Annotated in this window: 11 protein-coding genes; 8 read left to right on the top strand and 3 right to left on the bottom strand. The window is 68.3% G+C overall.

The window, feature by feature from the left end; translation table 11 throughout:
- Positions 1 to 165 precede the first annotated feature (165 nt).
- Together K6142_RS03615 and surE are read left to right on the top strand one after the other, a co-directional pair.
- Positions 166 to 3,666: an EAL domain-containing protein gene (locus K6142_RS03615; protein WP_223290248.1), complete on the top strand. Its 3,501-nt coding sequence runs from the start codon at positions 166 to 168 to the stop codon at positions 3,664 to 3,666.
- A gap of 76 nt (positions 3,667 to 3,742) precedes the next feature.
- Positions 3,743 to 4,546 (top strand): 5'/3'-nucleotidase SurE, encoded by an 804-nt coding sequence (gene surE, locus K6142_RS03610; protein ID WP_190243985.1) that lies wholly within the window; start codon positions 3,743 to 3,745, stop codon positions 4,544 to 4,546.
- 98 nt (positions 4,547 to 4,644) lie between these two features.
- Here surE and K6142_RS03605 read toward each other — a convergent pair whose 3' ends face one another.
- Positions 4,645 to 5,160: a hypothetical protein gene (locus K6142_RS03605; RefSeq protein ID WP_190243986.1), complete on the bottom strand. Its 516-nt coding sequence runs from the start codon at positions 5,158 to 5,160 to the stop codon at positions 4,645 to 4,647.
- 1,107 nt (positions 5,161 to 6,267) lie between these two features.
- On the opposite strand from K6142_RS03605, the gene K6142_RS03600 reads away from it, so the two are divergent.
- Positions 6,268 to 7,215: a magnesium transporter CorA family protein gene (locus tag K6142_RS03600; protein ID WP_190244021.1), complete on the top strand. Its 948-nt coding sequence runs from the start codon at positions 6,268 to 6,270 to the stop codon at positions 7,213 to 7,215.
- 449 nt (positions 7,216 to 7,664) lie between these two features.
- Here the strand turns inward: K6142_RS03600 and K6142_RS03595 are convergent, their stop codons facing one another.
- Positions 7,665 to 8,096, bottom strand: coding sequence for an Hsp20/alpha crystallin family protein (locus K6142_RS03595; protein WP_015946579.1), 432 nt, complete (start codon positions 8,094 to 8,096; stop codon positions 7,665 to 7,667).
- Positions 8,096 to 8,524 carry an Hsp20/alpha crystallin family protein gene (locus tag K6142_RS03590; protein ID WP_015946578.1) on the bottom strand — a complete coding sequence of 143 codons (429 nt, stop codon included), beginning with the start codon at positions 8,522 to 8,524 and terminating at the stop codon, positions 8,096 to 8,098. Before K6142_RS03590 ends, K6142_RS03595 begins: the two co-directional genes overlap by 1 nt.
- 331 nt (positions 8,525 to 8,855) lie before the next feature.
- On the opposite strand from K6142_RS03590, the gene K6142_RS03585 reads away from it, so the two are divergent.
- From K6142_RS03585 to K6142_RS03565, 5 genes are all read left to right on the top strand, one after another.
- Positions 8,856 to 9,902: a hypothetical protein gene (locus tag K6142_RS03585; protein WP_190243987.1), complete on the top strand. Its 1,047-nt coding sequence runs from the start codon at positions 8,856 to 8,858 to the stop codon at positions 9,900 to 9,902.
- A 354-nt stretch (positions 9,903 to 10,256) separates the two neighbouring features.
- Positions 10,257 to 11,558 carry an efflux RND transporter periplasmic adaptor subunit gene (locus K6142_RS03580; protein WP_190243988.1) on the top strand — a complete coding sequence of 434 codons (1,302 nt, stop codon included), beginning with the start codon at positions 10,257 to 10,259 and terminating at the stop codon, positions 11,556 to 11,558.
- A gap of 13 nt (positions 11,559 to 11,571) precedes the next feature.
- Positions 11,572 to 12,324 carry an ABC transporter ATP-binding protein gene (locus K6142_RS03575; RefSeq protein WP_190243989.1) on the top strand — a complete coding sequence of 251 codons (753 nt, stop codon included), beginning with the start codon at positions 11,572 to 11,574 and terminating at the stop codon, positions 12,322 to 12,324.
- On the top strand, positions 12,321 to 13,652 hold the full coding sequence (locus tag K6142_RS03570; RefSeq protein WP_190243990.1) for an ABC transporter permease: 1,332 nt from the start codon (positions 12,321 to 12,323) through the stop codon (positions 13,650 to 13,652). The genes K6142_RS03575 and K6142_RS03570 overlap by 4 nt, the downstream gene beginning before the upstream one ends.
- Complete coding sequence (locus K6142_RS03565; protein ID WP_190243991.1) at positions 13,652 to 14,872, top strand: ABC transporter permease; 1,221 nt, start codon at positions 13,652 to 13,654, stop codon at positions 14,870 to 14,872. Before K6142_RS03570 ends, K6142_RS03565 begins: the two co-directional genes overlap by 1 nt.
- Positions 14,873 to 15,283: the final 411 nt, after the last annotated feature.

The raw sequence follows: 15,283 nt of genomic DNA, 5'->3' as shown, positions 1-15,283 counted from the left end.
TGCCCGCGCCGCTCCCGCATGACACAGCCAGGACTTGTGCCTGCCGCACGCCATCACGCCGCAGATACCCCCCGACGCATTCGCCGCCTGCGCACCCCGCCCCACCCGCGCCTTGTGCTCCACGCGTTTCGCCTGCCGGTTCTCCCGTTCGTACCGCGCCTGCGTTTGCCCCTGCCGACCCTGGCCGACACTGGCGCCGTTGCCGCCGTTGCCGCCGCTGCCATCGTCACCCCCATTGCCACCGCCCGCCCGGCCTGGGCCGCCGTCGAAGGCGCCGTGCCGTGGACGTCGTCCGCGCTGCTGTTCGGCCTTGCCGCCGGGCTGGTGCTGGGCCTGCTGGCGGGGTTGCGTCTGCGGCGCGGCAAGGCCGCTGGCGCGAAGCAGGATGTTCAGCGGGGCGCTCTGCCTCATGCGCACGCCGCCGCTTCGGGCCAGGCAGACGCTTCGGGTCGGGCAAACACTTCGACTCAGGCGGTGGACCTGGACCGGGCACGCGAACAGTACCACGCCATTTTCACCAACGCGCCGGTGGGCATCTTCCGCGTGACGCCCGAAGGCCGCTACGAGAACGTCAACCCGGAATACGCGCGCATCTGGGGCTGCCCCACCACGGAAGAAATGCTGGAATGCGTCTCGGACATTCCCCGGCAGATGTACGCCAACCCGGCAGACCGCCAGCGCTTCGTTGGTGCGTTGCAGGCCACGGGCCGCGTGGACCGCATGGAACTGCGCCTCAAGCGGCGCGACGGCAGCCTGTTCTGGGGGCTTGTCAGCGCGCGCCTGGTGCGCGGCCCTGCTCCTGCCCAGGCTGCGCAAACGGGCCAGATCGCCAAAACTGGCCAGACTGCCGGAACGGGCGCGCCGAACGGCACGTACCGTGCCGACGCAAAGGCGGGCAACGCCCCGGCAGAGGTGGACTACATCGACGGCTTCGTGCTGGACATCACCGAACAGAAGGCGATGCAGGACCAGCTTTCCGAGGCGTGGCGCAGGCTGCGCGACATCATCGACTTTCTGCCCGACGCCGTTCTGGTGCTGGACGCAAGCCGCCGGGTCATTGCCTGGAACCGCGCCATGGAGGAAATGACCGGCCATTCCGCCAGCGAGATGCTGGGACGCGGCAACTTCGAATATGCCCTGCCCTTCTACGGCGAACGCATCCCCCTGCTGGGCGACTGGTTCTTCAGTCCGGACATGCCCCAGCCCAGCCACTACACCCGGTTCAGCGAGCACGGCGACAAACTGGCGGCGGAGGCCTACGTGCCCACGCTGTTCGGCGGTCGGGGCGCCCACGTGTGGACCGTGGCATCCGCCCTGCGCGATGGCGAAGGGCGGCTGAACGGGGTCATCCAGACCATCCGCGACATCACCGAGCGGCACAACCAGGTGCGGGAACTGGAAAAAAGCCGCCAGCGCTACGACATGGCCATCTCCGCCACCAACGACGGCATCTGGGAATGGGAACTGGCCACCAATACCCTGTACCATTCGCCGCGCTGCCTCGAAATCCTGGGGCGTGCCCCCGACGCGACCCTGTCGCCCATGGCCATCGCGGCCATCCTGCACCCGGAGGACAGGCTGCGCGTGCTGACGGAGGTGCGCCGCATCACCGGAGAGGACGCGGAACGCTTCGAGCATGAATTCCGCATCCGCCACACCGACGGCACGTGGCGCTGGGTTCTGGCGCGCGGCGCGGCCCGGCGTGGCCCCGGCGGGCGCCTGAACCGAGTGGCCGGAGCGCTGGCCGACATCACCGACCACAAGCAGGGCGACGCCATCGCGGGCATCCTGTTCCACATCGCCAACGCCATCAACGAAACGCGTGACCTGGACGAACTGTTCCTGTCCATCCACACCGCCCTGCGCCGCCACGTGCAGGCCCCCAACTTCTTCATTGCCCTGATCAACGAACCGGAAGACCGGCTGGACTTCGCCTACTTCGCCGACGAGCGCGACGCCCGTTACAAGCCGGTGGAGCACATTTCCAACCCCACCGTGCAAAGCCCCACGCTGGAGGTCATCCGCACCGGCAGGCAGGTGCACCTGCACAGCGACGACATCGAGGCGCGCCCGGTGTTCGGGTCGCGCCCGGCGGCCTGGCTGGGCACCCCGCTACGCTCGCGCGGCAAGGTCATCGGGGCCATGGTGGTGCAACATTACGAGGATTCGGAATTCTTCTCGGCCCGCGACGCGGAACTGATGGTGCCGGTGGCCGAGCAGGTGGCCGTGGCCATAGAACGCAAGCAGGGCGAGGAAATGCTGACCCATCTCGCCCTGCACGACCCGCTTACCGGCCTGCCCAACCGCGCCCTGCTGCTGGACCGCATAGAGCGGGCCATCCAGCGCCGCCGCCGCAACGACAGCTACCGCTTTGCCGTGCTGATGCTGGACCTGGACCGCTTCAAGTTCATCAATGACAGCCACGGCCACACCACCGGCGACAACCTGCTGGTGGAAGTGGCCCGGCGCATGCGACCGGTGGTGCGCGCGGGCGACACCGTGGCCCGCCTTGGCGGCGACGAGTTTGCCCTGCTGCTGGAAGACGTGGACTCGCCCCGGCGCATCGTGCAGATCACCCGCCGCCTGCTGGCCGCGCTGGAACGCCCGGTGCGCATGGGCGCCAAGGTGGTGCGCACGTCCGCCAGCATCGGCATGGTCCTGCGCACCCAGGGGTACGACACAGCCGACGCGCTGCTGCGCGACGCGGACATCGCCATGTACCAGGCCAAGGCCCAGGGCAAGGGGCGGTTCCGGGTGTTCAACCAGTCCATGCACCGCCACACCATGGAAATGATGACCCTGGAAGGCGACCTTTCCATGGCCATGCGCCGCAAGCAGCTGTACCTGGAGTACCAGCCGGTGTTCGCCGTGGACGGCCCGCGACTTCTGGGTTTCGAGGCGCTGGTGCGCTGGCGGCACCCCACCGAGGGCGCGGTGCCTCCAGCCCGGTTCATTCCCATGGCCGAGGAAACGGGGCTGATCCTGCGCATCGGCCAATGGGTGCTGGAACAGGCGGCGGCCACCCTGGCCCGCTGGCGGGCCACCCTGCCCGGCGCGCATGACCTGTACGTTTCGGTAAACCTTTCGGCGCGGCAGGCCTCGCAGCCCAACCTTACCGGGCGCGTGGCCCGCATCCTGTCCGACACCGGGCTGCCGCCGGAAGCCCTGAAGCTGGAGATAACCGAAACGGCCATCATGAAGGACCCGGACGGCGCGTTGCAGCGGCTGGAAGCGCTGCGCAGGCTGGGGGTGGGCATCGGCATCGACGACTTCGGCACCGGCTACTCGTCGCTGGCATACCTGCAACGCTTTCCGGTGGATACGTTGAAGGTGGACCGTTCGTTCGTGTCCGCCGTGGCCGGGGATGCGGAAAACCGCGAGATCGTGCGCACCGTGGTCACCCTTGGCCGCAGCCTGGGCCTGCACGTGGTGGCCGAAGGGGTGGAGACGGCGGAACAGTTCGCCATCGTGGCGGAACTGGGCTGCCACTCGGTGCAGGGGTACCATTTCTCCCGCCCCGTTGCCGAAGAACGGGCCGTGGAGTTCATCACCGCCGGGGGCGTTCCCGACGCTTCCACGGGCACGACTGCCCCGACAGGGAGCGGTGGCCCAGACGAACCCGGCGAGCCGGACGCCAGCGCCCCCGCAACAACCGAACCGCGCTGAACGCCCACGCGCCGGCAACATACCGGGCAACACCCCGGGCAACAGACAGGCAACACGCCATCCCCAGGAAGATTACATGACAACACCGCGCATCCTGCTGACCAACGACGACGGCGTGCACTCGCCCGGCCTGCTGGCCGCGGCAGAGGCGCTGCACCCCCTGGGCGGGCTGGACGTGTTCGCCCCGCTGCGCCAGCAGACGGCCATGGGCCGCGCCCAGACCGGCGACCGCAACGCAACCCTGCAACAGGTGGAACTTGCCGTGGCGGGCGCGCCGTTGCGGGCCTGGGCCTGCGATGCATCCCCTGCGGCCACGGTGGGCCACGGGCTGAAGGTGATGCCCGGCTACGCCCCCGCGCTGCTGGTATCCGGCATCAACTACGGAGAAAACCTGGGGGCCAGCATCACCAGTTCCGGCACGGTGGGCGCCGCGCTGGAGGGGGCCTGCCGGGGCATTCCGGCGCTGGCCGTTTCCATGGAAACGGGCATCGAATCGCACCACGCCTACACCGAGCAGGACTGGAGCGCCGCCATGCACTTTCTTGCGCTGTTCGCGGGCATGGTGCTGGAGCGCGGCCTGCCCGGCGACGTGCACGTGCTGAAGATAGACGTGCCCGCCGGGGCCACCCCGGATACGCCGTGGCGGCTCACCCGCCTTTCGCCGGACATGTACTACGAATCGCGGCTGGTCGCCCCTTCGCTGGGCAGCAGGCTGGGCGACGCCACCGTGACCAAGGGGCCCGCACCCGGCGAATCGCCGGAAACCGACGTCTACGCCCTCAGCATGGACCGGGTGGTCTCGGTAACCCCGCTGACCCTCGACTTCACGGCGCGCACCGCCTTTGGCGACATCCGCGCGTGGCTGGACGGCGGGCGCTGAACTGGCGCAACACCTGGTCAGGACACATGAAAAAAACCCGGAGCAAGCTCCGGGTTTTTTGTTGTCCGCAGGATGGTGCGCAGATGGCACCATGAAAACTAGCAGACGCAGCGCAATACCTTCAGGCCTTCCTGAAAGAGTATTTCCACCTTGTCGGGGCGCACCACGGCGCGCACCTCGCCGGGGCCGAACACCGGATGGTCGATGATCTCGCCCACTTCGTAGCTTTCGCTCATGCTGTACTTGCGGTTGTGTTCCGCCGGGTTGCGGGTCATGGCCACCTTCCAGGCCACTTCGGTGGCCTCGGCGTCGCGCGCGGCCCGCTGATTGGCGCGGGTGGCCGCAGCCTTGCGGGCGGCCTCGGAACGTGAGTTGGAAACGTCCACGGCCTCGGCGCGGGTGGCACCCGCACGCACCTTGCGCACGGAGGGTGCGGCATTGCGCGGGGCGTCCTTTTTCTGGGGACGGTATTTGTGCACCGAGCCGCAGGCCCGGCATTCGACCTTCACCACTTCACCGCCGACCATGGCCACGATGACATGGCCGGTAATGTCGTTGCATCGTGTGCACTTGGCCTCGATGATCGCCCCGGCGGCAAGTCCTGTACTGCGCATCAACACACCTTTCGCTTGTCGGGTGGCGCGGCAGCCCGGCAGCCATGCCGCCAGGTGTTCGCGCCGTCCCGGAAAAGAATGAATCCCCCCCGCGCCCGTTGGCCGTCCATTCCCGGCAAGGGAACGAAACGGCACCCGGCGGGGTGCATGCCCGCATCCGTGTACCCCGCAACAATGCGCCGCGCGCCGACCCGGCCCTTTCCCCCGACGCGGCCTGCATTCCGCGACGCGTCCTCAATATCTGTGGGCGGACGACGCACTGCCCCCGGACGCTCGGTCCGGGCGCGGCGGGCATCGGCCCGTGGACGCAACTGTTTGGGGATTATGGAAAACCGGCGGCATGGCCGTGGCAAAGCATCCACCGCCGCAAAAAAACCACAGGTTGGCACCTGTGGTCGGGCGGGGTGTTGCGGAACGGCTTCCTTACCCCCGCAGGGCGGCGAAGGCAAGCCCAAAAGGCACCCGTCGGACGCTGCCGGGTGGCCTGCACCCCTCGGACGGCGCGTGAAACGGAGGCAACCCGGGCATCTAGACTGAAGCCGGATCGAGCCGGATCGGGCCGGATAGGGCCGGACTGGTCGGCACCAGTCCACGTGGTCCGTGTGGTCCGCGTCGGTCGGCATGGGGCCGCATGGGTAGCTCCCGCAGGGCGTGCCCGGTACGCACGCCCTTACGCAACGCCATGAATGATGGTACACACGCCCCCATCAACGCACCCGCGCGATGCGCTTTTTCCGGAGCATAGCCGCCATGACCACCGCCCTCACGTCTCCCCCGGATGCCGTTCCCTCCATGGGCAGCCTGCGCGTGCGCACCCTGCACCTGGCACCGGACTGCACCATTGCCGCAATGCCGCCCGGTACGGAAGCGCCCGTGACGCCGAACGGCGCCTGCCCTCGGGCGCCCGAACCCGCCATGGCAAACGGGGTGGATGCACCCGTTCCCGATGTCATGTGGCCAGGCGAGGCCGAGCCCGCGAGGCCCGCCGCCATCCCATCGGACGAGGCCGAGCCCACGAGGCCTGCCGACATGACGGCAAACGGTGCCGAGCCAGCGAGGTCCGCCGCCATGCCGTCGGACGGTGCAGAGTCCACGAGGCCTGCCGACATGACGGCAAACGGTGCCGAGTCCACGGGGCCTGCCGTAATATGGCCAGGCAGTGCCGAGTCCACGAGGCCTGCCGTAATATGGCATGACGTCACCACCACCTCGCGCGACGACCTTGGCCGCTTCCTGGCCCCCTACGACCTGCCCGACGACGTGACCGAGGCCTGCCTTGCGCCGCGCCGCTACCCCGAAGTCAGCGTGTTCCCCTCGGGCATCATGGTCCACCTGCCCACCCGCCACGACTGGATCGCGCTGCATGGCCGCTACCTGACCGTGCTCTGCCTGCCGGGCCGCATGATCACCCTGCACGACGAACACATCCCCCTGCTGGACAAACTGGTGCAAATGATCCGCTCCGGCAACGCGCCGCTCCAGGCCAGCGTGCAGGCCCTGCTCATCTTTCTGCTGGACGCCTGCATCGACGCCAACGTGCACTTCTACATGGAAGCCCGCACGCACGTGGAACAGCTGGCCGAACTACTGGACGACACCCCCGACGCGGTCAGCCCCGACGACATCCTGCCGCTGAAGCGCGCCATCACCCGGCTGTCCATCCAGTTCGAGGACCAGTTCTACTGCCTGGCCACGCTCCAGACATTACAGGCCACCGCCCTGCCCCTGACCAGCCAGCGCGAGGGCCTGCGCGACATCATGGACAACCAGAGTCATCTGGCCCGCAGCCAGGCCCGGCTGGAAATGCGCCTGCGCGACCTGTACCAGTTCTACCTGCTGGTCCTGCAACGCCGCACCGACCACCGCATCCGGGTGCTCACCGTGCTCACGGCGGTGTGCATGCCTCTCTCGGTCATCGCGGGCATCTACGGCATGAACTTCCGCCACATGCCCGAACTGGACTGGGACTACGGCTACTACGTGGCGCTGGGCGGCATGCTGGCGGTGGCCGGAGGCATGATGTGGTTCTTCCACAAGCGCGGCTGGTTCCGGTAGGGGCTGTTCCCCGATTGTCCTTGCGCCCGTTGGCCAATGGACCCGAAGGGCGCGAAGCGTGCCTGCCCGATGCGAAAAGGCCCCCGGCATTGCCGGGGGCCTTTTCATTGCGACGGTGGGGATGGCATCACGGGCGACGGCCCTTGCTCAAGACCGCCAAAGCAGGATTTTTGTTCGTTGACGAGGAAAACGAGCCTGCCATGAGGAAATATGCCTCAGCCGTTGGCGAGTCTTCGAGCCTTACGGATGAGGACCGCAACGCGCTCTTACCGTATTTGACCGAGCCTTAGCCGTTAGGTGAGCGAAGCGAATCTTACGGATAAGGACAGCAGAGCAATGGCAGGGGACGTTTGACCGCGTAGCGTGCCCGTAAGGCTCGCAAACTCGCCTAACGGGCACGCTACGCGCCCTTCGGGTCGGACGCCAACGGACAAAAAGACAATTTGGCGTTATCCCTGCGAGATTTCGATGCGCCGCGGCTTGGCCGCTTCCGCCTTGGGCAGGAACAGGTTCAGTACCCCGTCCTTGAGCACGGCGCGGATGCGCTCCCTGTCCACCATGTCCGACAGGGTGAAGGTGCGCACGAACTCCACGGCGTCGAACTCGGCGTGCATGCGCCGGTCGTTGCCCGCCGGGGCGTAGCTGCTGCGCCCGGTGACAGTGACCTCGTTCTCCTCGAGGTCGATGGTCAGACCGTCCGGCGGCACACCGGGCAGGTCCATCAGGATGTGAAAACCGTCGGCCTGCTCGATGATGTCTGTGGCGGGAGAAAAACGCTCGATGCGCGCGGCGCTTCCTTCGCGTACCGAGGCGGACCGTTCGGCGCCGCCGGTTTCACCGGTGCGGGCCACACTGGCGTTGCGTTCGGTAATGTCGGTCATCACTGCACACCTCCTGCCTGCGCTTCGACGGCGATCTTGCGCGGCTTCACGGCTTCGGCCTTGGGCAGGGTCACCCGCAGGATGCCGTTCTCGCTGCGGGCGGAAACGCGGTCGCGGTCCACGGGCACGTTCAGGCTCAGGATGCGCTGGAACGAGCCGGAAAGGCGTTCCTGCCGGAAGTATCTGCCCTCGGTGGCCTTGCGCTCGCCCTTGATGATCAGGTTGCGGTCGGTAAGGGTCAGTTCCACGTCTCCAGGTGCCACGCCGGGAACGCTGACGTCCACGGTGTAGCCGTCTTCGTTCTCATGCACGTTCAGCAACGGGTATGCAGTGCGCCGCGAGCTGAACGAATGCAAACGCGACATCTCGTCGAACATCCTCTCGAAACTTTTCGGCATGTCGTACAGTGTGCTGAAGTCAATCACCATGATGGTACCTCCTTGGTTCGGCACGTTCATGATTTTCCATTGCCACAGTGCGGCGGCATGCAAATATAACAGGATGGCCGCACCCTTTCCGGCAATTAGCTAAATCCGCTCGCGGCAGTGTCAACACCCCCGGCGCACACTTTGCCGCACGTCCATTTTCGGGACGGCCCGAAACCGGGCCGGACGCTTCCGAAATCAGCCCCTGTGGCCGCAGCCCGCGCCGGGCCTTGGAAAACCGCTTCCGCCGGACGGTTGACCCGGCTTCGCGCTTCCTCTACATGGTGGGGCGCGTCCCCGCATTCCGCGGGTGGCGCGATGCAAGGAGCACCCCATGCGCATTTCGGTGGATGTGGAAGCAACCCTGCCGGAGAGCCTGCGCGGCCCGGAAGGCGGCACCGGCCCCCAGGCCGCGCGGGAGGAACTGGGCGTTATCGCCGGGGCTGCACGCGGCCTTTCCGACGTGGTGCGCATTGCGCGCATCCTTGTGCCCGAAGACTTCGGCGCGGCGCTGGCCGAACTGGCCCCGGATCGCCACGCACCCCGCCCGCGCACGGCGTCTTCCGCTTCTGCCGCGCCCACTGCCCCTGCTGCCTCCACCGCCCCCAAGGCCCCTACTGCCCCTACTGCCCCTACCGCAATGACGGCAGCCATCCCCGCCCCGCAGGGCTGGGTACTGGTCTTCCACCCCGGCATCTACGGGCCGGAACACGACGCCCACATGCGCTACGCCCTGTACTGGCGCGAACTGACCCGCCTGGTGAACAAGGGGCGGCTGCCCGTGCCCCTGCGCACTGCCGACGGCGCTCCCCGGCAGGACCGCCACGCCGTGCTGCTCACCGCCGTTTCGCGCCTGTTCGGTGAATACGACGCCGCCCGCAAGGCCTGGGACTTCCGCGACGGGCTGCTGCGCAAGGTGCTGCGGCAGGAACTTTCCGAGCGCGCCCGCACCGCCCTGCTGCATGCCTTTGCCGCAGACCTGGGCCACGCCACCTCGGCGGACGCGCGCACCTGGCTGCGCATGTTGGCCGACGACCACGCCCGCACCGGCGATACCGCCACCTACCTGCGCGCCGTGCGCCCGCTGGTGATGCGCCTTTCCCTGGCCCTGTCCCACGCCTGGGCCACCCTGGACCACTTCCCCGATCTGGCCGCCCCCGGCGCGGAACTGCTGCACAGGGCCGAACTGCCCGCCGCCGCGCGCGAGTTGCACTCCTTCTTCCGCAACCGCCATGTGGCCGGTTCGCCCGACATGGAACCCGGCACGGAACTGCTGGCGGAACTGTGGGCGGGCTTTGGCCTGCGCCTGGCCGACGGGCCTGGCGGATCGGACAGATATGGGGAGCCGGGCAGGTTGACCGCCCTGCGGCCCGGCGACTAGCCCGCCCGCGTCCCCTCCCCCCACCGGACAGGCATCGGCTGACGGGGCCGCCGCGGAAGCCGCGCGGAAACCACCGCGCGGCAGCAATCAAAAGCCAGCAACCACCCCGCGCCGTTTTCCTGTCCGCGCCGCCCCCATGCGGCAACAACATCACGCTCCTTGCCGTTACATCCGGCGCATGCCCTTCCCCTTCGCCGCGCGAACACTTATAGTCCCGGCATTGCCCGCCCCCCGCACGCCACGCGCGGGGCCGAACCGCCAACGCGGCACGGCGCCACGTTTGCCCCAAGGGACCATCCCTTCCCACTGCCCATACCGCCATACCTCCCATTACCTCACGGACACGGGAACCCCATGCGCAAGAAGATCATCATCGGCCTCGCCATCGCCCTCGCCGTGGCCCTGATTGCCGCCTACTTCCTGTCGCGGCGCGAAGGCCGCACCGAAATCACCCAGACCGCCACCGTCAGCCGGGCAACCGTGCGCAAGGTGCTGGACGCCACGGGCATCATCAAGCCCGAGGTGGGCGCCATCGTGAAGACCGGCACCCGGTTCACCGGCATCATCCGCACCATGCACGTCAAGGTGGGCGACGCGGTGAAGGCCGGGCAGATCATCGCCGAAATCGACGACCGCGAGCAGCGCGCCCAGCAGGACCAGGCCGAGGCCACCCTGCGCAAGGCCCAGTCCGAGCTTGCCCGCGTGGAGGCCTCGTACCCCCTGCAAATCCGCGAGGCAGAAGCCCAGATGGCCGCCGCGCAGGCCGACTACGACTACGCCGCCCTGAACCTGAAGCGCCGCCGCACCCTGGTGGAACAGGATCTGGACGCCCGCAACACCCTGGACGAGGCGAAGCAGCAATCGGAAACCACCGGCAACACCCTGGCCGCGCGCAAGGCCACCCTGGACCGCCTGCAACGCGAATCGACGCTGGCCATCAAGACCGCGCGCGAAGCCGTGAACGAAGCGCAGTCCGCGCTGGAGGCCACCAACGTGCGCCTGTCCTATTCGGTGATCCGCGCCCCGCTGGACGGCGTGGTCAGCGAGGTCACGGCGCAGGGCGGCGAAACCGTGGTGGCGGGCTTTCAGGTGGCCAACCTGATCACCGTGCTGGACCCCACCCGGCTGGAGATGTGGATCTACGTGGATGAAACCGACGTGGGCCAGATAACCCCCGGCATGACTGTGGAATTCCGCGTGGATTCGCTGCCCGGCCGCACCTTTGGCGGCACGGTGAACCAGATCTACCCGCAGCCGGAAATCCGCGACAACATCGTGTACTACCGGGCGCTGGTGCGCCTTACCCCGCAGACATCCACCGACCTGCGGCCCGAAATGACCACCCAGTGTCGCATCGTGGTGCAGCAGAAGGACAACGTGCTGGCCGTGCCCAACGAGGCCCTGAAATGGGTGGGCGGCGAACAGGTGGTGTTCGTGCAGGGTGATGGCGCCATCCGCCGGGTGCGGCCCCGCATCGGCCTGGCCGGTGCCGAGACCAGCGAGGTGCTGGAAGGGCTGGCCGAGGGCGACGTGGTGGGCACCAAGGTGGTGCTGCCCACTTCGCGCGGCGGCGGGCGGCCCGAACAGACGCCGGGCGGTTCCGGCGGATCTGGTGGACAGGGCGGCGGCCCCGGCTCCGGGCGACCGGGCAGGTAGCGGGGCGCACGGCATGAGCACGCCCCCCATTTCCACTCCCGACGGCGCGCCCGCTGCGCCGCTGGTCGAGCTGTCCGGCATCACCCGCAGCTTCACGCAGGGCGACCTGACCGTGGACGTGCTGCGCGGCGTCAGCTTTTCCATCGCGCGCGGCGAGTTCGTGGCCATCCAGGGGTCTTCCGGCTCCGGCAAGTCCACGCTGCTGCACATCCTGGGCCTGCTGGACAGCCCCACATCGGGCCGCTACGTGCTGGACGGGCACGACGTGTCGCACCTGGACGACGACGCCCGGTCGGAGGCACGCAACCAGCTGACCGGCTTCGTGTTCCAGAACTTCTACCTCATCCCCTACGCCACGGCGCTGGACAACGTGCTGCTGCCCGGCCTGTACAGCCACAAGAACCTGCGTGCCCAACGCAAGCGGGCGGAAGACCTGCTGCACCGCGTGGGCCTGGGCGACCGCATGGACTTCGTGCCCGCGCGCCTTTCCGGCGGGCAGCAGCAGCGCGTGGCCCTGGCCCGCGCCCTGCTGAACGACCCCGCCCTTATCCTGGCCGACGAACCCACCGGCCAGCTCGATTCCACCACCAGCGCGGACATCCTGGACCTGCTCGCGGACATCAACCGCACCGGCAAGGCCGTGGTGGTGGTGACCCACGACGCGGAAACCGCCGCCCGCGCGCGGCGGCGCATCGTCATCCGCGACGGGGTCATCGAAAGCGACGGCCTGCAGGGCGGCGCGGCGGCAGGTGGAGCCCCGGCATGACCACCCCGGCTGGCACCGCACCCGGCCCGGCACCTGATCCGACCATTGGTTCGGCCACTGGTCCGGCACCTGGCCGTTTCGGCGGGCGGAGCCTGCCCGCGCTGGCGCGCGAAGGCTGGCGCGCCGCGACGCTGGGCCTTTCCGCGCTGCTGGCCTACCGGCTGCGCAGCTTCTTCGTCATCGCCGCCGTGTCGCTGGGCATCGCCTCGCTGACGGTCATCGTGGCCGCCGTGGACGGCGCGTCCAAGAAGGCCGACGAAATCGCCGACATGTTCGGGCCGGACGCGGTGCTGGTGTTCGGCGGCAACATCGTCAACCGCGCCGTGGGCGCCCGCACCCTTACCCTTACCTGGGAGGACGCGGCGCGCATCCGCCAGTCGCTGCCGGGCGCGTACATCGTGCTGCCCATGCGCTCCAAGGGCAACGTGCGCCTGAAGCACGAATCCAACAACTACGACGTGTCGCTGGTGGCGGGTACCACCGAGAACTACGCCAGGGCCTGGAACTGGCCGCTGGTGGAAGGCCGCGACCTGACGGCGGAAGACGTGCAGCGCGGCGCCCGCGTGGCCCTGCTGGGCGACAAGCCCGCCCGCGAGCTGTTCGGCGACGAAAGCCCCGTGGGCCGCACTTTCCTGATGTCCGGCGTGCCGTTCACCGTGGTGGGACTGATGCAGTACCGGGGCATGTCCGGCGGCGGCGGCAACGTGGACGACCGCGTGGTCATTCCCCTCACCACGCTGACCCAGCGCTTCAACATGGACCGCCGCTACTTCCGCGCCCTGCGCGTGAAGTTCGAGGACACGGCGGGCATGGACGCCCACGTGGAAGACCTGCGCAGCCTGCTGCGCCACCTGCACCGCCTGGCGCCCGAAGACCCCGACGACTTCACCATACTCACCGCGCGCGAAGTGCTGAAATTCCTGTCCGTCATCAAGGGCGGGCTGGTGCTGTTCCTGGGGGTGACGGCGGCGGCGGCCATGATCGTGGGCGGTTTCGTGCTGGCCAACCTGTTCCTGCTCTCGGTCACCGAGCGGCGGGTGGAGATCGGTCTCAAGAAGGCCCTGGGTGCGCCGGGGCGGGCCATCCTGCTGCAATTTCTCATGGAATCGCTGGCGTTGACCCTGTGCGGCGCGGTGGGCGGGGTGCTGCTGGGCGCACTGATGGGCCAGATGCTGGAACGTCTGGGGCTCATCGAGATGGTGCTGTCGGCCAAGGTGTTTCTGCTGGCCCTTGCCGCGGCCACGGCGGTGGGGCTGGTGTTCGGGCTGCGCCCGGCGCGGCAGGCCGCCGCGCTGGATCCCATCCAGGCCCTGCGCGGGGGTGAGTGATGCAGCGGCTGCGCATTGCCCTGCGTTCGCTGGCCGCCCACCGCATGCGCACGGCGCTGGCCATGCTGGGGGTCTTTCTGGGCGCGCTGGCGCTTACCGCCGTGCTGCACATCTCGAAGGCCATGGTCAAGAAGGCCGACATGGAGACGCAGCGCCTGGGCCCCAACCTGTTGCAGGCCCTGTCCGGGCAGGCCAACTTCCGGCGCGAAGGTTCCACCCGCGTCACCGGCATGACCACCACCTTCAGCCTGGAGGACGCCCGCGAAATCCTGGGGTCCGTGCCGCAGGTGCGGCTGGGCGTGCCGTATGCCGGCGGCTCCATGCCGGTGCGGTATGGCCGGGTGAAGACGGGCAGCCAGCTCATGGCATCGCCCCCGGCCTACGCGCAGGTGCGCATGCTGGAAACCGAACATGGCCGCTTCTACAACGACGAGGAAGAGGCCACGCAGGCCAAGGTGTGCGTGCTGGGCTACGCCATCGCGCAGCGCCTGTTCGGCGACCCGGCGGACGCCGTGGGCAAGCAGGTGTTCTTCTTTCGCGCCAACGTGCTGGTGGTGGGCGTGCTGCCCGAAAAGGGCCAGGACGTGACCGGCGCCAACCTGGACGAAATGGTGTTCACCCCGCTGTCCACGTACATGCGCCGCTTCACCAACCAGGACTGGATCAGCGGCGTATTCATGAACCTGCACGACCAGAATGACGAGGCCGCCGCCAAGGCCACCGTCACCGACATCCTGCGCCGCCGCCACCACATGGGGCCAAGCCGCAAGGACGACTTTTCGGTCATCTCGGCGCAGGATTCCGCCCGGCTGCGCAACCAGGCGCTGGATCTGGTGTGGACGCTGGGCGTGCTGTCGTCGTCCATCTCGTTCGCCGTGGGGGCGCTGGGCATCCTGTCCATCATGATCCTGCTGGTACGCGCCCGCAGGCTGGAGATCGGCATCCGCCGGGCCGTGGGCGCCAGCCGCACGGTAATCATCCGCCAGTTCCTGGCCGAGGCCGGGGTGATGGCCGGGGTGGGCGGCGCGGCGGGGGTGCTGGCGGCCGTGGGCATCGTCACCGTGGTGTATGCCGTGGGGGATTTTCCGTACCTGTACGACCCGGTACTGATTGTCGGGGCCTGCGTGGCATCGGTGCTGCTGGGGTTGGTGGCCGGGGCGTACCCGGCGTGGCAGGCATCGCGTGTGGAGGTGCTGGAGGTGCTCAGGAATCCTGAGTAGGTGGGCGTGGTGGGTGCTGCCAGCGGCGGATGGGAGAGGTTGTGCGCGGTTGGGCACGGCGTCTACGAAGGCAGTCGTGCCCCTTTGACCACGCTCGATTTCGTTATGTCTCCGACGGGTATGGAGGGGGCGTGCGCGGCTGCACCCGGCCTCTACGAAGGCCGTCGTGCCCTTTTGATCACTCTCGATTTCGTTATGTCTCCGACGGGTATGGAGGGGGCGTGCGCGACTGCACCCGGCCTCTACGAAGGCCGTCGTGCCCCTTTGACCACCCTCGATTTCGTTATGTCTCCGACGGGCAAGGGGAGACGGCGTGCGCGGCTGCACCCGGCCTCTACGAAGGCCGTCGTGCCCCTTTGACCACCCCCGATTTCGTTATGTCTCCGACGGGCAAGGGGCCGCTGAGCGGCG

Origin of the sequence: Nitratidesulfovibrio sp. SRB-5, assembly GCF_019931275.1 — a bacterium.
In the GTDB taxonomy this organism is placed as follows: domain Bacteria; phylum Desulfobacterota; class Desulfovibrionia; order Desulfovibrionales; family Desulfovibrionaceae; genus Cupidesulfovibrio.
The sequence above is the reverse complement of the archived record's forward strand: the minus strand, read 5'-3'. Positions and strand labels throughout refer to the sequence as shown.